The sequence below is a fragment of the Brevibacterium daeguense genome (assembly GCF_021729135.1).
Taxonomy (GTDB): Bacteria; Actinomycetota; Actinomycetes; order Actinomycetales; family Brevibacteriaceae; genus Brevibacterium; species Brevibacterium daeguense.
In genome coordinates this window covers 334,439-353,393 of sequence record NZ_JAJTWW010000001.1, presented here as the reverse complement: position 1 = coordinate 353,393, position 18,955 = coordinate 334,439, and the positions used below count along the sequence as shown (strand labels likewise).

The following is an 18,955-nucleotide window of genomic DNA, read 5'->3' as shown; positions in this document are numbered from 1 at the left end:
CCTTCGGTAGTCTGGCCAATTCGAATTCATCCTATCGACAACGGGCGTCCGACTGTCCACCGTCGCCGCAGCCGATGACGACAGGATGACCTGCCGGAATCACGCCTGAGCGCTCACGACCGTGAACCGTCGGTCCCGAGCCCACTGCTCGGACCTGCCGAACGCGCGCTGCACCAGCGGGCGGTACCGCAGGTGGGAGTTGAACACGCAGACCAGGCGTCCCTCCGGTGCCACCAGGGTCGCTGCCCGCTCGATCATGCGAGCCGCGGTGTCCGTCTCCACGGAGTGGCCGGAGTGGAACGGCGGGTTGAGGACGATGAGGTCGTAGGACCCCGATGCCGCCCCGGCCTGCGGGTGGTCAACCGGGTCGCCGGCATCCGACAGCCACAGCTGCGCCTCGACGCCGGCCCGACGGCAGGTCTCCGCCGCCGAGGCGAGCGCCGCCTTGGACACGTCCGTGCCGGCCAGCCGGGCGCCCGGGAGCAGCTGTCCGAGGCTCGCCAGCAGCCAGCCGTTCCCGCAGCCCAGGTCGAGCACCCGCGGAGAGCCGTCGCCGCTGGCCGCCAGTTCCTCGCGGTGGGTGCTCAGGGCACTGAGCAGCAGCGAGGTCCCTGGGTCGGCCCTGGTGCCGGAGAAGCAGGCGCCGTGGGCCGCGACGGTGAGTTCGGGCAGCTCGGGCAGCGGTGAGGGGACGCGGGCCAGCGCGGGGAATCGGGTCGGCGCCGGTGCCGGCCGGTGCGGCTGCGAGCCGATGATGAGCCGGGATTTCGCGAGCGCAGGCGACACGTCGACCCGGGCGAACCATCGGGCGAGCTCGGCGTTGACGGCAGGAGTCAGGTGCTTGATCCGGCCGACGACGATCACCTCCGCGGCGCCGGCGGACACCGCTCCGAGGTATTCGCGCAGGCCCGCGACCGTCTTCGGGGCGCTGATGATCACGCGGTGCTCGCCGCCCGCCTCGGGCCCCGCCGTCCGAGGAGCGGGGACACCGGCCAGATGGGCTCCGGCCGGCGCCAGCACCGAGATCCCGGGCACGGTCTCGGCGGCTTCCTGCACCCGGCGCTCATCGGCGAGGGAATCGCAGTAGACCTCGACCTCGGCGCCGGCGGTCACCGCAAGCACCGTCGACAGCGCGCCGTCGGGGTCGTCGAGGACCAGCGTCCTGAGCTGCTGAAAGCCGCGGAGCGCCTCGGAAACGGGCCTGTCGTCCCCGCTCACCGCTGGCTCGGCAGCCTGAATGACCGGTGCCTCGGTGTTCGGCCGTCCCGAGATGTCGAGGACTCCGGCGCTGCGGCCGAGGACGTATTCGTGCAGCAGACGCGCGCTGGGATGGCCCGTCGGCCAGCCGGGGAGGTGCGCTGCGAGCTGTGCCGACGATGCGGCACCGAGCTCGGGATCGGGCAGGAGGGAGGCGGCCATGTCGACAAGTCTACGGACGCTCTCTCGTCCTGGTTCCGACGGCGAGATCCCGACTAAGGTGAGAGACGAATGTCCGGCACACCACAGGAGAACTGCCCCATGACGATTCTGGTCGGTTACACCCCGAGCCCCGAGGGAATGGCTGCCGTCAAGTTCGGCATCCGCCAGGCGAAGGCCTTCGATGACACACTGCTGGTCCTCAACGCGGGGATCGGGGAGGCGATCGACGAACTGGGCGTGGCGTCGAAGGACGATCTCAAGGAGGTGGCCGGCGCGCTCGAGGCCGCCGGCGTCAAGCACGAGCTCAAGCAGTTCCTGCGGGGCAATGACGCCGTCGACGAGATCCTCGCGCTCGCGGAGGCCACGCCGGAGGTGTGGATGATCGTCATCGGCTCGCGCAAGCGCTCCCCCGTCGGCAAGCTCATCATGGGCTCGACCGCCCAGCGGATCATCCTCGATGCCGAGGTGCCCGTCGTCTCGGTCAAGGCCGAGAACGGGACCGGCCGCTGATCCCCTGATCTGCCGCGCGAAAGATCCCGAGGCCGGTCACCGGCCTCGGGATCTTCTCTGGTGCCGGAGCTCTCCTGCCGCCGCCGTGATGGCGCGGTGCGGGCGAGCTCGCCGCAGGGTCAGGAGAGCAGTTCGCGCATGAGCTCTGCAGTCTCCGACGGGGTCTTGCCCACCTTGACGCCGGCCGCCTCGAGAGCTTCCTTCTTCGCCTGCGCGGTGCCGGAGGAGCCCGACACGATCGCGCCGGCGTGGCCCATCGTCTTGCCCTCGGGAGCGGTGAAGCCCGCCACGTAGCCCACGACCGGCTTGGTGACGTTCTCCTTGATGAAGTCGGCGGCGCGCTCCTCGGCGTCGCCGCCGATCTCGCCGATCATCACGATCGCCTCGGTGTCCGGGTCCTCCTGGAACGCCGCGAGCGCGTCGATGTGCGTGGTGCCGATCACCGGGTCCCCGCCGATTCCGATGGCGGTGGAGAAGCCGAGATCGCGCAGCTCGTACATCATCTGGTAGGTCAGGGTGCCGGACTTCGAGACGAGCCCGAGCTTGCCCTTCTTGGTGATATTGGCGGGGATGATGCCGGCCAGCGACTCACCGGGAGAGATGATGCCCGGGCAGTTGGGGCCGATGATCCGGGTCGCATTGCCCTTCTCGCAGGCGTGCGCCCAGATCGCGGCCGAGTCCTGGACCGGGATGCCCTCGGTGATGATGACGAGCAGGCCGATGCCCGCGTCGACGGCTTCGAGGCCCGCGTCCTTGGCGAAGGCCGGCGGCACGAACATCACGGAGACATCCGCGCCGGTCTTCTCCATCGCCTCGCTGACGCCGCCGAAGACCGGCAGCTCCACGTCGTTGCCGTCGGCGTCCTGGTGGCTGACGGTGGTGCCCGCCTTCCGGGCGTTCACGCCGCCGACGACATCGGCTCCGGAGGCGAGCATGCGTGCGGTGTGCTTGGTGCCCTCACCGCCGGTGATGCCCTGGACGATGATCTTCGAATCCTGGTTGAGGAAAATCGACATAGTATGTGCTGACCTTTCGGGCTATCAGTTCGCAGCGGCGGCGAGTTCGGCGGCCTTGTCGGCGCCGCCGTCCATGGTGTCGGTGAGGGTGACGAGCGGGTGGTCGGCCGACTCCAGAATGCGGCGGCCCTCCTCCACGTTGTTGCCGTCCAGCCGCACGACCAGCGGCTTGGTTGCGGTGTCGCCGAGCAGTTCGAGGGCCTTGACGATGCCGTTGGCCACCTCGTCGCAGGCGGTGATGCCGCCGAAGACGTTGACGAACACGCTCTTGACCTGGTCGTCGCCGAGGATGACGTCGAGGCCGTTGGCCATGACCTCCGCCGAGGCGCCGCCGCCGATGTCGAGGAAGTTGGCGGGCTTGACGCCGTTGTGGCGCTCGCCGGCGTAGGCGGTCACGTCGAGGGTCGACATCACCAGGCCTGCGCCGTTGCCGATGATCCCGACCTCGCCGTCGAGCTTGACGTAGTTGAGGTCGAGCTTCTTGGCCTTGAGCTCGAGGGGATCCTCGGCGTCGATGTCGCGCAGGTCCTCGTGGTCCGGGTGGCGGAAGGAGGCGTTGTCGTCCAGGGACACCTTGCCGTCGAGGGCGATGATGTCGCCGGCTCCGGTGGACACCAGCGGGTTCACCTCGACCAGGGTGGCGTCCTCCTCGTCGAACACGGTCCACAGGGTCTGCAGGACGTCGGCGATCTTGCCCGCGAGCTCGCCGTCGAAGCCTGCCGCCTCGACGATCTCCTTGGCCTTGGCGTCATCGATGCCCGTCAGCGGGGAGACGGGAACCCGGGCGAGCGCCTCGGGTCGCTCCTCGGCGAGCGTCTCGATGTCCATGCCGCCCTCTTTCGAGCACATGGCGAGGTAGGTGCGGTTGGCGCGGTCGAGCAGCACCGAGAAGTAGTACTCCTCCGCGATGTCGGCGCCCTCGGCGATCATCACCCGCTTGGTGATGTGGCCCTTGATGTCGAGCCCGAGGATCTCCTCGGCCCGCTGCCTGGCCTCCTCGGGATTCTTCGCCAGCTTCACGCCGCCGGCCTTGCCGCGGCCGCCGACCTTGACCTGCGACTTGACGACGACGGTGCCGCCGCCCAGCGCCTCGGCCCCGGCCTGCGCTTCCTCCGGGGTTTCGGCGACCTTCGCCTTGAGCACGGGCACCCCGTGCTTCTCGAAGAGGTCACGCGCCTGATACTCGAAAAGATCCACGTGTGTTCCTTTACGTCATGGCACTGCCCGGCCGTTCCTGCCGAAGCGTCCTCGCGGAACATCCGGGATATCCCTGCCGGGTCATCCGGAACCAACTCGGAACGCGCCGACCGTGCCGTTTGCGGGTGGGGGTGAAGCGAATCAACCAGAGTCCACACTAGTCGCTGTCCCCGCGATGGACACAACGGACGGTCAGCTGTGTCGACGGGCACTCCCTGCGCCGCTCGGGGTCCGTTCTTGGTCCGCTTCCGGTCCGCTCCTGCGCCGCTCCTGCTCAAGAATCTTGATTCCCAAGAATCTCGATACCGAAGTACCATGGCGCCATGGACGAAGTCGATCGGATCGTATCGGCCTGGCGCCATGAGCGGCCGGATCTCGACGTGTCCCCGATGGAGATCCTGTCCCGGGTGTCGCGCCTGGCCAAGCAGCTCGACAAGGCGCGGAAGGCGACCTTCCACAATCACGGGCTGGAGGTCTGGGCCTTCGACGTGCTGTCGGCCCTGCGCCGCTCCGGTGAGCCCTATCAGCTGTCCCCCACTCGCCTGATCGGCGAGATGATGGTCACCTCCGGCACGATGACGAACCGGATCGATCGCCTGGTCAGCGCCGGCTGGGTGTCCCGTCATCCCGACCCCGCCGATCGCAGGGGCGTGCTGGTGCGCCTGACGGAGGCGGGCAAGCAGAAGGTCGACGACGCCCTCGCCGAACTCCTCGTGCTCGAGCGCGAGCTGCTCGCCGACCTCACGGCCCCGCAGAAGCGCAGGCTCACCGAGCTGCTCCGGGTCCTGTCGACCGGCTTCGAACACGACGACGAGGCATAGCGCACCCGTGCCCCGGGCAGAACCGCTGACGGGCCAGACCCGTTTGACCGGCCGGCGCCGTTGACGGAGCAGAGCCGCTGACCGGGCACAACCACGACTCGACCGCGGAGTGCCGAGGGCTGCGGCGGCTCCAGGGGTAATGTCGTGAATATGCGCATCCAGCTGCTTCCCCTCGCCGCCGTCTGTGCCACCCTGGCCCTCACGGGCTGCCAGTCCTCAGGCTCCGAACGCCCGCCGGCAGAGCCGTCCGTGAGTCCGGAGGTCGCCACTCCCGTGGCCACCCCTGATGCCGCGCCCGCGGTGACGGTGGTCGACACGTCTCCCGGCGGCTCCGCAGACGACGATCCGCTGTGGCAGGGGCTGCGACAGGCCGCCGCGGACGGCTCCGAGGCGTACCTGCACGTGGCGGTGCACATGTACGAGGAACCGGTCGGCGGTGACACGCTGACTCTGACTCCCTCGACGCCGGACAGTGTCAGCGTCACTGTGCCGGCCGACTCCGTCAGCGCCGAGGCGGCTCCGTTCTACCGGGTCACCGGCACGTTCTCCGTCGAGGAGGTCGGCTCGGCCGCCTACACATTGGAGTCGTTGACCGGCGAGGAGCTCTCGGAACTGCATCCGCAGGGGCCGAGCTCCGAAGAGCGGTGCACCGCGTCGGACGCCAACGAGCGGATTCTGCAGGCCTCGCAGACGCTCGCGGAGGAGCCGGAGCAGCGCGAGGAGCTGCGGCTCCTGTGGAGCAGCGCTCCCGAGGTGTGGTGGGGAATCCAGCGCACCGCCGTCAGCCTGCGGGACACCGACGGCGAGGTCGCAGGAGATTTCCTCACTGAAGCCTGCGGCGCCTACCTGGAGTAATCGGCACGGTTCACGCGGAGCAGCCGACGCGCCTCACGCGGAGCAGCCGCGCGGCTCACTCCGGGCCCTGCCCGTCGCCCGGGTCCTGCTGACGCAGCGCCTCCGCCTGCAGCTCCGCCTCATACGCCCTGAGCGTGGCAGGGGCGAACAGCCCGAACAGGCAGACCGCGGCGGGGACGATCGACGCCACGGCCAGTGCCCAGGGCTCGCCCAGCACCGACAGTCCGAAGAGGATCAGCAGCACCTGCCACGCCACCGTCGCCGGTCGGGCCCACCGGCGCATCCGGTAGAGGCTCTGCATGACGGCGACCAGGCCGAGAGCGAGCACCACGAACATCACCGCCAACGAGATGAGCGAGGTGCCCACCTGGCTGCCCCCGGTCACCGCGAGGACGACGAAGAACCCGGCCGCGACCAACAGCTCCCCCACCTCGAAGCCGACGGCTCCGATCGCCAGCCACAGCGGCCACGGCCGGTGAGGCTTCATCCGGCCGGAGCTGGTCACAGACCGACTCGCTCGAATCCGGGGATCAGGATCTCGTCGATGAAGCGCTCACGGGCATCCAGGGGCAGGAACCCGCAGCCGAGCGCGTTGACCGTCGCCCATTCGAGATCGCCCTGGTCCCAGCCTGCCTGGTCGACCAGCAGCCGCATCTCACGCGTGACCGAGGTGCCCGACATCAGCCGGTTGTCGGGATTGACCGTGACGGCGAAGCCGAGGTCCTTCAACCCGGTGATCGGATGGTCCGCGATCGATGCGGCCGCCCCGGTCTGCACGTTCGAGGTCGGGCACATCTCCAGCGGCACCTGGTGATCGAGCATCCAGGCGGCCAGGCGCCCGAGGGTCCCGGTGCCGTCCACGACGTCCATGTCCTCGACGATCCGCACTCCGTGGCCGATCCGCTGGGCGTGGCAGACCTGCACCGCTTCGAGGATGTAGTCCACCCCGGCGGCCTCGCCGGCATGGATGGTCACCGGGAAGGACTCGCGGTGGAGGTAGTCGAATGCCGCGAGATGGTCCGCGGGCGGATTGCCCGCCTCTCCCCCGGCGATGTCGAATCCGACGGTGCCGGAGTCGCGATGGCGCAGTGCCAGCTCGGCGACTGCCAGCGAATTCTGCGCGTGCCGCATCGCGGTCACGATCTGCCCGGTCCGGATGAAGCGTCCGGCGTCGGCCGCGAGCGCTTCGCCCTCGTCGAGTCCGGCCTGCACGGCTTCGACCGCTGCGTCCATGTCCAGACCCCGGCGCAGGTGCTGCTCGGGGGCCCAGCGCGCCTCGGCGTAGAATACGCCGTCGGCCACCTGGTCGAGCACCCATTCCCGGGCCACCCTGGTCAGCGCCTCGGTCGTCTGCATCACGGCGATCGTATGCTCGAAGGTCTCGAGGTAGCGGACGAGGTCGCCGGAGCCTGCCGATTCGGAGAACCAGGCGCGCAGCGGCTCCTCCTCGATGGTCGGCAGCTGGTGATCGACAGCCGCGGCCAGCTCGATGATCGTGCCGGGGCGCAGCCCGCCATCGAGGTGGTCGTGCAGCGAGACCTTCGGCAGCTGGAGGATGGGGTCATCGGCGTCGACTCCACGAGGAGTCGGAAAGAGTTCAGGGTCCACCGGGCCAGCCTACTCGACGGCGGAGTCGGGCAGCTCGATCTCACCGGACCGGATCCGCTGCTGCACCTCCGCGATGTCGCGGCCGACGCCCGCGACCGAGCTCAGCAGTCCGTCGGAGGCGACGACCTCGACTCCCCCGTTGGCGACCGTCCCGGTGTACTCGGGGGCACGGACCGCCAGTCCGCCGATCATACGCGGCGCGGCCGAGGCGGTCTCCAGCGGCCCGGCGAACCCGGTCTCCGGCCAGCCTGCCACTGTGGACTGGAAGCCGGCGGCGACATTCGGGACGATCGACGCCACGACCCGCCGGTCGAGACCGTCGTCCAGGGTCCTCGAGCCGTCGGTGCCGTACCACACCAGGGACGGGAGCACCGGCTCCGATTCCTCGTCCTCGGCATCCTCCGCGGACTCGTCATCGTCAGGCTCGGTGTCCAGGGTCGAGTAGTGGGCGGCGAACGTCTCCAGCACCCCGCTGGCCGCGCCCGAGGCGAACGGCACGATGACATCCGCCTCCGCCTCGATGGCCGCGCCGGCGTAATCCCGGCCGGCGGCCGGGGTGTCGTCGACGGTCCGCATCGCGGTGGTGCCGGCATGGAGGCTGACGACCTCGGAGTCGGTGTCGGCGTTGCGCTGCTCGACCCCGGCGTCGAAGGCCCGCAGGAGCTGATCGCCGGAGGCGAACCCCCGCGAGGCGAACACCGCGACGCGTCCGGTGTCCGAGCTCGCCGCGGCGGCGTAACCGGCGATGAAGGCCGGCTCCAGCAGCTCGAAGTCGATGGTGAGCACGTTGTCGGGATAGTCCTCGCCGCCGGTCGCCACGGCCAGCCAAGCGGTGTCGGGATCGTCTCCGGCGACGGCGGCGAGCGCCTCGGCCCCGCCGGGACCCACCAGGGCGCTGAGCGTGCAGTCCTGCTCGGCGTACCGGGCGAGGGCCTGGCGGGTGCCCTCGGCGGTGCTCACGCGCTGGGCCGAGGTGGCCCCCAGGAATCCCGCTTCGTGCGCGTTGGAGAGCTCGCCGAAGCTCAGCTGCCCGATCGACGCGTCGGAGAAGCCCGCCGGAGCCGAGACGATGCAGCCGGTGGTGGTGACGGGAGCCTCAGCCGGCGCTCCGTCGCCGCAGCCGCCGACCAGCACGAGACCGGCCGCCAGCAGGCTGCCCGCGAAGCCCCGGCGGCGATTCATCGGTCCCGAATCGCCCTGAGTGCGGTGGCGGCGAGCACCCGCACGCCAACGGCCAGCGCGCTCTCGTCGGCGACGAAGTCGCCCTGGTGGATGTCATAGGTGTGGCCGCCGGGAGTGCGGGTGCCCAGCCGCACGAGTGCGCCCGGGCAGTGCGTGAGATACCACGCGAAGTCCTCGCCGCCCATCGACTGGGGGGTCAGCTGCACGCTCGACTCGCCCAGCTCCTCGCGCACGGCGGCGTCGACCAGGGCGACCTCCGGCTCGGTGTTGACCACCGGCGGCACTCCACGGCGGTGCTCGAGCTCGACGTCGACGCCGAAGGGCTCGGTGATCCGCTCGACCAGCTTGGGCAGCACCTCGGCGACCTGGTTCCAGCCGTCCACGTCCAGACACCGCAGGGTGCCCATGATGCTGCCTTCGCTGGGCACCACATTGGCCGCATGCCCGGCCTCGACTGCTCCCCAGACCAGCGAGATCGCATGCCGCGGGTCGATGAGCCGGTGCAGGGTGGCCGGCAGGTCCGTGGCGATCTTGCCGAGCGCGTACACGAGGTCCTGTGTCAGATGCGGGCGCGAGGTGTGTCCGCCCTGCCCCTTGAGCCGCACGATGACGGTGTCACCCGCGGCGGTGATGGCACCGATCCGGGAGCCGATCTTCCCGACGTCGATGTTGGGGTCGCAGTGCAGCGTGACGATCCGCGGCACTCCGTCGAGGGCGCCCTGCCGGATCACACTGAGGGCCCCGCCGGGGGTGACCTCCTCCGCAGGCTGGAAGATCAGCCGCACCCGGCCGCCCAGTCCCTGCGGCAGGCTGCGGTGCAGGTGGTCGAGGACGATGCCCGCCCCGACCAGCATGCTCAGATGCATGTCGTGCCCGCACGCATGGGCCACGCCCGGGTTGGTCGAGGCGAACGGGCCGCCGGTGAGATCCTGCAGCGGCAGCGCGTCGATGTCGGCCCGCAGGGCGAGCACCAGCGGTCCGTCGCCCACGTCGCAGACAGCGCCGGTGTGCTCGAGCCGCTGGGGCTCGAGACCGGCCTCCGTGAGCCGGTCGACGATCCGGTCGGTGGTCCGGAACTCCCGGAAGGAGAGTTCCGGGTGCGCGTGGATGTCGCGTCGGAACTCGATGAGCTCGTCGAGATGACGGGCCAGGACGGACTGGATCACGATCGGACTCTCAGGCGGACGGTGTGGGTGCAGTGCTGCTCAATCCTAGTCCGGGTCCAGATCCGGGAGGTCTTGAGGTGGCGCACGAGCAGGTCTGCCGTCGATCCCGAGGTCCGGCGGCGCAGGGCGCGGATGGCGCGGCTGCGCGGGCACTGTCCGCTCACAGCACGTCCTCCCGGCCGAGCTCCTGGGCTCTCCGGACGGCCTTCTTGACGTCCTGCGCGTGCGAGCGCGCCGCGACGAGGAGGGCGTCGTCGGTGTCGACGACGATCACGTCCTCGAGCCCGACGATCGCGACGAGGCGCTCCTGGTCGGACATCACGATGCCGGAGGCCTCGACGTCGATGACCTCGGCGCCGATCGAGTATACGCCGCGCGATTCGCCGCGCACCGGCTGCCGGAGCTTGGCCACCGAGTCGAAGTCGCCGACGTCATCCCATCCGAAGTCGCCGGGAATGACGATGACGCGGCCGGCCGAGGCCGCGGGTTCGGCGACGACATAGTCGATCGCGTTCCTCTCCAGTCCCGGCCAGACCTCGTCGAGGACGGCTTCGCGCTCGGGCCCGCACCAGGCGTCAGCGATCCTCCTCAGCCCGGCGTGCAGCTCCGGGGCCTGAGCGGCCAGGATCTCCAGCAGCGCATCGGCGCGGCAGATGAACATGCCCGCGTTCCAGCGATAGGACCCCGAGTACGCGTAGCTGCGGGCGAGGTTCGCCTCGGGCTTCTCCACGAACTTCTCGGCGCGGCGTGCTGTCGGCGCACCGGCGAGGCCGAGCAGCGGTCCCGTCCGGATGTACCCGTAGGCCGTCGCGGGGTAGGTCGGCGTGATGCCCACGGTCACGATGTCGCCGGTCGCCGCCGCCGCGCACGCCTGCTCGATGACGGCCCGGAACTCCTCGACATTGGTGATGGAGTGGTCGGCCGAGAACGATCCGATGATCGCCTCGGGGTCCTTGTCGGCGATGAGCATCGCCGCCAGGCCGATCGCGGCCGCAGAGTCCTTGGGCGACGGCTCGGCCACCAGCTGATTCCCGGGAAGTGTCGGCAGCTGCTCGCGCACCGCCTCGGCGTGGGCTCTGCCGGTCACCACCATGATCCGGTCGAGGGAGACGAGCGGCAGCACCCGATCCCATGTCGACTGGAGGAGCGATCTGCCCACCCCCAGCATGTCGTGGAGGAACTTCGGCGATGCGACTCTCGAGAGGGGCCACAGGCGAGTCCCTGAGCCGCCTGCGGGGATCACTGCATGGAAATGGGGCGTCACCGGTTCATTGTCATCCGAAAGCGGCGTCGGAAGCCAAACGACACACCTGAAGGGAGCCCGCGGCGGCGGCCCGGGCGGGGGCCGAGAACCCCGCCTTTTCAGGCATAGTTCCGTACCCTAAATGCCGTTTGAGATTTCCCGTCCGAACGTTGAGACGGGGACTCCGGGTTCTCTCATGGAATGCGCAGGGAACAAGGCGATTCGATTGGCACCAGCGCGGAAACAGGCGTAGCTTCAGGTGGTACACAACTGACCGTTTCCACTTGGAGGAAGCCCCGTGGCCAATGCGTCTACGGGCACTCTGTACCGCGGAGGCGAGGGAATGTGGTCCTGGGTTGCGCATCGCGTGACCGGAGTCGGCATTTTCTTCTTCCTGCTGGTGCATGTGCTCGACACTGCACTCGTTCGCGTCTCACCTGAGGCGTACAACGCCGTCATCGCGACGTACAAGACCCCGCTGATGGGTCTCGCTGAGATCGGCCTGGTGGCGGCCATCGTCTACCACGCCTTCAACGGCCTGCGCGTCGTGCTCGTCGACTTCTGGAAGGGCGGACCGAAGAACCAGCGCAAGCTGTTCTGGGTCGCCATGGTCCTGTGGCTGGTCGTCATGCTCGCGTTCGTGCCCCGCCACCTCATGCACGTCTTCGGAGGTTGAGAAGGATGTCAGCTTCGACCATTCCCGCCCCGCGCACCGCCTACACCCGCAGCAAGTCGAGCCGGAGCCAGTTCGAGCTGTTCGCATGGCTGTTCATGCGCATCTCCGGCATCCTCCTCGTGGTCCTGATCTTCGGCCACCTGTTCGTCAACCTGTGGGTCGGCGACGGCGTCAACGCGATCGACTTCGGCTTCGTCGCCGGCAAGTGGGCCAGCCCGTTCTGGCAGATCTGGGATCTGCTCATGCTGTGGCTGGCCATGCTGCACGGGACCAACGGACTGCGGACGATCATCCAGGACTACACGGAGAAGAAGGGCACCAGCGTTGCGCTGCAGGTCGTCCTCTACACCGCCTCGGCGATCGTCATCGTGCTCGGCACCCTGGTGATCTTCACCTTCGAGCCCTGCCCCGCAGGCGCTGACCCCGCCCTTCTCGCATCCTTCTGCACTGCAGGCTGAGCAGGCCTGAAAAGGAGAATTGAATTTTATGCAGGTACATGACTACGACGTCGTGATCGTCGGCGCCGGTGGTGCGGGAATGCGGGCGGCAATCGAGTCAGGCCAGCGGGCCCGCACTGCCGTGCTGACCAAGCTCTACCCGACGCGGTCCCACACCGGCGCGGCACAGGGCGGCATGTGCGCCGCCCTGGCCAACGTCGAGGAGGACAACTGGGAGTGGCACACCTTCGACACCGTCAAGGGCGGTGACTACCTCGTCGACCAGGACGCAGCGGAGGTGATGGCCAAGGAGGCCATCGACGCGGTCCTCGACCTGGAGAAGATGGGCCTGCCCTTCAACCGCACTCCGGAGGGCAAGATCGACCAGCGCCGCTTCGGCGGCCACACCCGCGATCACGGCAAGGCCGCTGTCCGGCGAGCATGTTACGCCGCCGACCGCACCGGCCACATGATTCTGCAGACGCTGTATCAGAACTGCGTCAAGCACGGCGTCGAGTTCTTCAACGAGTACTACGTGCTCGACCTGATCATGACCGACGTCGACGGTGTGCGCCGTCCGGCCGGCGTCGTGTCCTACGAGCTCGCAACCGGTGAGATCCAGATCTTCCGCGCGAAGTCCGTGGTGTTCGCCACCGGCGGCTTCGGCAAGATCTTCAAGACCACCTCGAACGCTCACACCCTCACCGGTGACGGCGTCGCGGTGACCTACCGCAACGGACTGCCGCTGGAGGACATGGAGTTCTTCCAGTTCCACCCGACAGGCCTGGCCGGGCTGGGAATCCTGCTGTCCGAAGCGGCCCGGGGCGAGGGCGGTGTGCTCCGCAACTCGGAGGGCGAGCGGTTCATGGAGCGCTACGCCCCCACCATCAAGGACCTCGCACCGCGCGACATCGTCGCCAGGTCGATGGCCAACGAGGTCCGGGAAGGACGCGGCTGCGGCCCCAACAAGGACTACGTGCTGCTGGACCTCACCCACCTGGAGCCTGCGCACATCGACGCCAAGCTGCCGGACATCACCGAATTCGCCCGCACCTATCTGGGAGTGGAGCCGTACACGGAGCCGGTGCCGGTGTTCCCCACCGCGCACTACGCGATGGGCGGCATCCCGACCAACATCAAGGCCGAGGTGCTGGCCAACAACACCGACGTCGTCCCCGGCCTCTATGCAGCCGGCGAATGCGCGTGCGTGTCGGTGCACGGGTCCAACCGGCTCGGCACCAACTCGCTGCTCGACATCAACGTGTTCGGCAAGCGCGCCGGCATCGCCGCCGCGGAGTACGCGAAGACCGCGCAGATGCCCGAGCTTCCCGAGGCACCCGAGGCCCGCGTGGTCGAGATGATCGAGACGATGCGCTCGGCCGCGGGCACTGAGACCATCGGCGCCATTCGCAAGGATCTGCAGGACACGATGGACGCCAACGTCCAGGTGTTCCGCACCGACGAGACGCTGCGCAAGGCCCTCGACGACATCGCCGCACTGCGCGAGCGCTACCGGAACATCGGAATCCACGACCGCGGCAAGCGCTACAACCTCGACCTCCTGGAGGCCGTCGAACTCGGCTTCCTCCTGGAGATCGCCGAGGTCGTCACCGTGGCGGCGATCCACCGCAAGGAGTCCCGCGGCGGACACTTCCGCGAGGACTTCCCGAACCGTGATGACGAGCACTTCATGCACCACACGATGACCTACCTCGATCCCACGAGCGAGGCCGAGGGCATCGCGGGCATGCGTCTGGAGACGAAGCCCGTCGTCATCACCCGTTACCAGCCGATGGAGCGTAAGTACTGATGACAGCCAACCCCGAAGCCACCACCGCAGAGCCGGCCTCCAAGGTCGCGATCCCGGAGCACCTGGGCGGCGGCGCCGGCGACATTCCCTCGTTCGAATGCACCTTCCAGATCGCCCGGTTCCTCCCGGAGCAGGATTCGGAGCCGCATTTCGAAGAGTACAAGGTCACCATGTACGGCACCGACCGCGTGCTCGACGCCCTGCACAAGATCAAGTGGGAGATCGACGGCTCCCTGTCCTTCCGCCGTTCCTGCGCCCACGGCGTGTGCGGTTCGGATGCGGTGCGGATCAACGGCCGCAACCGTCTGGCCTGCAAGACCCTGCTCAAGGACCTCGACACGGACAAGCCGATCGTCGTCGAGGCGATCAAGGGCCTGCCGCTGGAGAAGGACCTGATCGTGGACATGGAACCGTTCTTCCAGTCCTACCGCGAGATCATGCCGTTCCTCATCACCTCCGGACCGGAGCCCACGCGGGAGCGTCTCCAGTCGGCCGAGGACCGCGAGCGGTTCGACGACACCACCAAGTGCATCCTGTGCGCTGCGTGCACGTCGTCGTGCCCGGTGTTCTGGACCGACGGCCAGTACTTCGGACCGGCTGCGATCGTGAACGCGCACCGCTTCATCTTCGACAGCCGCGACGACGGCGGTGATCTGCGCCTCGACGTCCTCAACGACAAGGAAGGCGTGTGGCGCTGCCGCACCACCTTCAACTGCACGGAGGCCTGCCCGCGCGGCATCCAGGTGACCCAGGCGATCACCGAGGTGCGGCAGGCGATCCTGCAGCGCGCCTTCTGATCGTCCCGCCGGTCTGCTCGCAGGCAGCCAGGCGGCGGCAACCGCCTCCGACGAGGGCCCGATCCTTTTCCGGATCGGGTCCTCTGTCGTTCTCGGATGCCAGAGCCGGACGAGTGAACTGATTAGAATCGAGGCCGTGACACGAATGAGATCTCGGATTGGCGGACTGCTGGCATGGCTGGTGTCCTGCCTGCTGGTGCTGGCTCCCGCCTCGGCGGCCCTGCCCACCCCGGCCTCAACCACCCTGCCCACCCCGGCCTCAACCACCCTGCCCACCTCCGCCTCGGCGGCCCTGCCCACCCCCGCCTCGGCCGCGGTCCCCTCGACGGTGCTCGCCCAGCAGGAGCCCCGGCCGGAGGAGTCGGAGGCGATCTATGTCTCCCCCGACCTCGGCAACGGCCGGCCCCCACCGCAGCCGGTCGCCGAGGCGTGGCTGGTCGGAGACCTCGACACCGGGGAGATATTCGCCGGCGCCGCCACCGACGCCCAGCTCGCTCCCGCCTCGGTCATCAAGCTGCTCACCGCGCTGGCCCTCGTCGACGAACTCGACGACCCGGAGGAGAAGTACGAGGCGGTGTTCGAGGACATGGCCGTCGACGGCACCAAGGTCGGGCTCATGCAGCAGAACGAGTACACCATCGACGATCTCTTCCACGCTCTGCTGATGGCGAGCGCCAACGACGCCGCGCACGCCCTCGGAAACGCAGTCGGCGGGCAGGAGGCGGCCGTGAAGCTGATGAACGACAAGGCCGCCGAGCTCGGCCTGACGGGAACGGTGGCGGCCAACACCTCGGGCTTGGATGCGCCCGGCCAGGTCACCACCGTGGCCGACCAGATGATCATCGCCCGCGCCGTGACGAAGAACGACTACCTGATGGGGATCGTAAGGACCGAGGTCTACGACTTCCCCGGCGCCGAGAATCCCGACACCGGGGAGAAGGTCGGCGGCTATCAGATCCAGAACCACACCGATGTCGCCGGCGAGGTGCCCGGCGGCCTCGGGTTGAAGAACGGCTACACGACAGCGGCCAAGGGCTCGTTCGTCGCCGTCGTGGAGCGCTCCGGGAAGACCTACGTGTCTGCGCTGCTGAGCTCGGAGAACAGCACCCGGAAGGCGGCGGTGGACCTCATCGACTGGGCCTTCAACCAGGAGTCGCCGGAGCCGATCAGCGCTGTCGTCCTCGAGCCGCGGCCCAGCCCCGAACCGCCCGCGTCGACGGCCGCGGCACCCGCGGACTCCGGCTCCTCGGCGGCCACGGCGCAGGAGGAGCCGATGGCTGGTCCGCTCCTGATGTTCGGCCTGGCGGCGGTCGTCCTGCTCGTCGGCGTGGCCCTGTGGGTGGTGCTCCGCCGCCCGCACGCGCGGCGGCGGCCGGCAGGGCCACGCAGGTAGGGCGGTTGCGACCCGGCCGGCGGCCGGGAGACGACTGCGCGGGTGAGTTCAGATGCCGGAGATGATCCCGCGCTCGGTGAGCTTCGATGCCAGGCCGGCGCCGTCGCTGGCGTACACCCATGGCACACCCTGACCCGGACCGCCGGACTTCGACCGTCCACCGGCCCACACCGCCTCCCCCACCGTGAGCTGGCGGATGGCAACGGCGGCGACGTTGTCGGGGTGGTTCTCGACGAACTCCCCGTAGATATCCTCATCGTGCTGTCCGTCGTCACCGACGAGCAGCCACTTCATGTGCGGGAACTCCCGTGCCAGCCGCTCCAGGGTGGACCGCTTGTGCTCCTGCCCGGAGCGGAAGGCCCGCGTGGCGGTCGGCCCCCAGTCGGTGAGCAGCAGCGGACCCTCCGGATACAGGTTCCGGCTCAGGAACCGCTTGAGGGTCGGCGCGACATTCCATGCCCCGGTCGACAGGTAGATGATCGGCGAGTTCGGCCGCATGTAGATGAGTCGGTCATAGAGGACAGCCATTCCGGCGACCGGAGACCGGGCGTGCTCGTCGAGCACGAAGGTGTTCCACGCAGCCAGCATGGGTCGCGGCAGCGCGGTCACCATGACCGTGTCGTCGATGTCGGAGACGATTCCGAAGGTCTGCTCCTGGCCGATGATCCGCACCGTCGCCGAGGCGACCAGCGAGTCGTCGGTCCACATCTCGATCTCGACGGTGCCCGGCGCGAAGTCACCGGGGATCACCGCGTCGACGATGCCGCCGCGGTCGGCGGTCACCATGTGCTCGGCGCCGTTGACCCGCACCCAAGCGGTGTCGTTCGACAGCGGGACGTTGCCGAACGAGCGCCAGCCCCTGATGCTCGCCTTGGTGTCGGCTGCCGGATGACCGGTCTTCGTCAGGACGGCACGCGCGAGCACCCTGATGCTGGTCTCGCCGCCGTAGGAGTCATAGGCCAGCACGGTGCGCTTCCAGCCCCGGCGAAGGGCCTTCTCCCGCGCCCACTCGTGGTAGCGGTCCTCCCAGCGGGCGGCGGTGTGCAGGACCTCGGGGGCGAGATTGCGCGGATTCTGGTTCTTAGCCACTCCTGCATTCTCGCATGCAGTCCGGATGCGCTGCCTCTCGACTCGGCCGGACGGCCTCAGGGCCCGAACGGCACTCGGTCGAACAGCTGCCAGCGTCCGCCTTCGTCGTGGAAGTACACCCCGAACCCGTGCACCATGAAGCGGGCAGTGAACTGCGCCGCCTCCTGGTAGGCCTGCTCGAGGGCTTCCTCGGGCAGCTCCTGGGCGATGGTGACGTGCGGGTGGTACGGGTACGCGAGCGCCTGGTTGAGGACTCCATGGCGCAGCCGCTCCGACAGCGTCTGGCACTCGGAGATCCCGCGGGAGACGGCGATGAACACCACGGGCGAGGTCGGCAGGAATGTGCCCGTCCCGCGCAGCTGGATGACGAACGGCGAGGTCTCGTTGGCCACCGCCCTGACGTGTCCGCGCACGCCGGGTGTGGATTCGACCGGGATCTCCATGGGCGGGACCAGGGTGATATGGGTCGGGACGGACTCGCCGCGCTCATCGCCGAAGCGCAGCCGGGCCTCGCGCAGCGTGGTCGCGAAGGGTTCGGGCACGTCGAGGGTGATCCCGATCGACACCATCCCGTTCTCGTCGGGGGTCGGCACCGCAGGGGCGTCGGGCGAGGCGCCCCACCTGGGGCCGAAGGAATCAGCGGGAGAGGAATCCAACACGCTCGTACACTTCCCTGATCGTGGTCTCCGCGATCGCCGCAGCCTTGTCGGCCCCGATGTGGAGCATCCGGGCGAGCTCCGCCGGGTCGTTCAGCAGCTCCTGGGTGCGCTCCCGCACGGGACGCAGCGACTCCACCGCAAGGTCGGCGAGCGCCACCTTGAGGTGGCCGTACATCTTGCCGTCGAACTCCGCCACGACACCCGGGATCGGGGTGCCGGAGAACGCGGAGTAGATCGTCAGCAGGTTCGACACACCCGGCTTCCCCTCCGGGTCGTAGGCGATGACGGTGTCATTGTCCGTGACCGCCGACTTGAACTTCTTGGCGAGCACCTTGGGCTCATCGAGGATGTCGATGCGGCCGGCCGGCGACGGCGCCGACTTCGACATCTTGGCGGTCGGGTCCTGCAGGTCGTAGATCTTCGCGGTCTCCTTGAGGATGCCCGGCTCCGGGACCGTGAAGGTCTGGCCGTAGCGATGGTTGAACCTCTCCGCGAGGTTGCGTGTGAGCTCCAGATGCTGCCGCTGATCCTCGCCCACCGGGACGACATCGGCCTGGTAGAGCAGGATGTCGGCGGCCATCAGCGCAGGGTAGGTCAGCAGTCCGAGGGACACGTGCTCGTTCTTGCCGGCCTTGTCCTTGAACTGCGTCATCCGCTGCGCCTCGCCCAGGCCGGTGAGGCATTCGAGGACCCACGACAGCTGAGCATGGGCAGGAATGTGCGACTGCACGAAGATCGTGGACTTCTCCGGGTCCAGCCCCGCACCCAGGAACTGGGCGGCCGTGCGCAGCGTCCGGTCGCGCAGCTCGGTGGGATCCTGCTCCACGGTGATCGCGTGCATATTGGCGATGAAGAAGAACGCGTCGTGGGTGTCCTGCTGCTCGACGAACTGCTGCAGCGCCCCGATGTAGTTGCCCAGGTGGAGGGAATCCGAGGTCGCCTGGATCCCCGAAAGGGAGCGGGATTGGGTCTGCAGTTCGGAAATCGTCATGCGCTCCATTCTGCCATCGTCCCAGGCGACCGCAGCGGCGGGGTGGGCCCGTTCCCGAGGCGGTCGCAGCGGCGGGGTGGGCCCGT

General features: G+C 68.8%; 19 protein-coding genes. 8 read left to right on the top strand and 11 right to left on the bottom strand.

Going from position 1 to position 18,955, the window contains the following annotated elements:
- Window positions 1–99 precede the first annotated feature (99 nt).
- Window positions 100–1,419 (bottom strand): class I SAM-dependent methyltransferase, encoded by a 1,320-nt coding sequence (locus LXN01_RS01625; RefSeq protein WP_236862794.1) that lies wholly within the window; start codon window positions 1,417–1,419, stop codon window positions 100–102.
- 99 nt (window positions 1,420–1,518) lie between these two features.
- Between LXN01_RS01625 and LXN01_RS01620 the strand changes: the two genes are divergently transcribed.
- A complete protein-coding gene (locus tag LXN01_RS01620; protein ID WP_236862793.1) occupies window positions 1,519–1,929 on the top strand; it encodes a universal stress protein in 411 nt (136 codons plus the stop codon).
- 119 nt (window positions 1,930–2,048) lie between these two features.
- Here the strand turns inward: LXN01_RS01620 and sucD are convergent, their stop codons facing one another.
- Window positions 2,049–2,945, bottom strand: coding sequence for a succinate--CoA ligase subunit alpha (gene sucD, locus LXN01_RS01615; protein ID WP_236862792.1), 897 nt, complete (start codon window positions 2,943–2,945; stop codon window positions 2,049–2,051).
- A gap of 24 nt (window positions 2,946–2,969) precedes the next feature.
- Window positions 2,970–4,142 carry an ADP-forming succinate--CoA ligase subunit beta gene (gene sucC, locus LXN01_RS01610; protein WP_236862791.1) on the bottom strand — a complete coding sequence of 391 codons (1,173 nt, stop codon included), beginning with the start codon at window positions 4,140–4,142 and terminating at the stop codon, window positions 2,970–2,972.
- A 323-nt stretch (window positions 4,143–4,465) separates the two neighbouring features.
- On the opposite strand from sucC, the gene LXN01_RS01605 reads away from it, so the two are divergent.
- Both LXN01_RS01605 and LXN01_RS01600 read left to right on the top strand, forming a co-directional pair.
- On the top strand, window positions 4,466–4,963 hold the full coding sequence (locus tag LXN01_RS01605; RefSeq protein WP_236862790.1) for a MarR family winged helix-turn-helix transcriptional regulator: 498 nt from the start codon (window positions 4,466–4,468) through the stop codon (window positions 4,961–4,963).
- A 150-nt stretch (window positions 4,964–5,113) separates the two neighbouring features.
- Entirely contained in the window at window positions 5,114–5,818 is a 705-nt protein-coding gene (locus tag LXN01_RS01600; RefSeq protein WP_236863124.1) for a hypothetical protein, read from the top strand.
- Window positions 5,819–5,873: 55 nt separating this feature from the next.
- Here the strand turns inward: LXN01_RS01600 and LXN01_RS01595 are convergent, their stop codons facing one another.
- From LXN01_RS01595 to LXN01_RS01575, 5 genes are all read right to left on the bottom strand, one after another.
- The gene (locus tag LXN01_RS01595; RefSeq protein WP_236862789.1) at window positions 5,874–6,323 is read right to left on the bottom strand and encodes a hypothetical protein; all 450 of its coding nucleotides are present in this window, start codon (window positions 6,321–6,323) and stop codon (window positions 5,874–5,876) included.
- Window positions 6,320–7,426, bottom strand: a complete 1,107-nt coding sequence (locus tag LXN01_RS01590; protein ID WP_236862788.1) for an adenosine deaminase — start codon at window positions 7,424–7,426, stop codon at window positions 6,320–6,322. The genes LXN01_RS01595 and LXN01_RS01590 overlap by 4 nt, the downstream gene beginning before the upstream one ends.
- Window positions 7,427–7,435: 9 nt before the next feature.
- Complete coding sequence (locus LXN01_RS01585; RefSeq protein ID WP_236862787.1) at window positions 7,436–8,608, bottom strand: BMP family ABC transporter substrate-binding protein; 1,173 nt, start codon at window positions 8,606–8,608, stop codon at window positions 7,436–7,438.
- A complete protein-coding gene (locus tag LXN01_RS01580) occupies window positions 8,605–9,774 on the bottom strand; it encodes an amidohydrolase (protein WP_236862786.1) in 1,170 nt (389 codons plus the stop codon). The genes LXN01_RS01585 and LXN01_RS01580 overlap by 4 nt, the downstream gene beginning before the upstream one ends.
- 160 nt (window positions 9,775–9,934) lie before the next feature.
- On the bottom strand, window positions 9,935–11,038 hold the full coding sequence (locus LXN01_RS01575; protein ID WP_236862785.1) for a mannose-1-phosphate guanylyltransferase: 1,104 nt from the start codon (window positions 11,036–11,038) through the stop codon (window positions 9,935–9,937).
- A 277-nt stretch (window positions 11,039–11,315) separates the two neighbouring features.
- Here LXN01_RS01575 and sdhC point away from each other — a divergent pair, with 277 nt between their 5' ends.
- The 5 genes from sdhC (at window position 11,316) to LXN01_RS01550 (ending at window position 16,130) form a co-directional block, all read left to right on the top strand.
- Window positions 11,316–11,693: a succinate dehydrogenase, cytochrome b556 subunit gene (gene sdhC, locus LXN01_RS01570; protein WP_236862784.1), complete on the top strand. Its 378-nt coding sequence runs from the start codon at window positions 11,316–11,318 to the stop codon at window positions 11,691–11,693.
- Window positions 11,694–11,698: 5 nt separating this feature from the next.
- Window positions 11,699–12,151 carry a succinate dehydrogenase hydrophobic membrane anchor subunit gene (locus LXN01_RS01565; protein ID WP_236862783.1) on the top strand — a complete coding sequence of 151 codons (453 nt, stop codon included), beginning with the start codon at window positions 11,699–11,701 and terminating at the stop codon, window positions 12,149–12,151.
- Between the two features lie 28 nt (window positions 12,152–12,179).
- Window positions 12,180–13,940, top strand: a complete 1,761-nt coding sequence (sdhA, locus tag LXN01_RS01560; protein WP_236862782.1) for a succinate dehydrogenase flavoprotein subunit — start codon at window positions 12,180–12,182, stop codon at window positions 13,938–13,940.
- On the top strand, window positions 13,940–14,737 hold the full coding sequence (locus LXN01_RS01555) for a succinate dehydrogenase iron-sulfur subunit (RefSeq protein WP_236862781.1): 798 nt from the start codon (window positions 13,940–13,942) through the stop codon (window positions 14,735–14,737). Before sdhA ends, LXN01_RS01555 begins: the two co-directional genes overlap by 1 nt.
- Before the next feature lie 145 nt (window positions 14,738–14,882).
- Complete coding sequence (locus LXN01_RS01550) at window positions 14,883–16,130, top strand: serine hydrolase (RefSeq protein WP_236863123.1); 1,248 nt, start codon at window positions 14,883–14,885, stop codon at window positions 16,128–16,130.
- A 48-nt stretch (window positions 16,131–16,178) separates the two neighbouring features.
- Here the strand turns inward: LXN01_RS01550 and LXN01_RS01545 are convergent, their stop codons facing one another.
- The 3 genes from LXN01_RS01545 to trpS are packed head-to-tail and all read right to left on the bottom strand — an operon-like array spanning window position 16,179 to window position 18,878.
- Entirely contained in the window at window positions 16,179–17,219 is a 1,041-nt protein-coding gene (locus LXN01_RS01545; protein WP_236862780.1) for an App1 family protein phosphatidate phosphatase, read from the bottom strand.
- A 56-nt stretch (window positions 17,220–17,275) separates the two neighbouring features.
- Window positions 17,276–17,878 carry a 2'-5' RNA ligase family protein gene (locus tag LXN01_RS01540; protein WP_236862779.1) on the bottom strand — a complete coding sequence of 201 codons (603 nt, stop codon included), beginning with the start codon at window positions 17,876–17,878 and terminating at the stop codon, window positions 17,276–17,278.
- A complete protein-coding gene (trpS, locus tag LXN01_RS01535; protein WP_236862778.1) occupies window positions 17,856–18,878 on the bottom strand; it encodes a tryptophan--tRNA ligase in 1,023 nt (340 codons plus the stop codon). The genes LXN01_RS01540 and trpS overlap by 23 nt, the downstream gene beginning before the upstream one ends.
- Window positions 18,879–18,955: the final 77 nt, after the last annotated feature.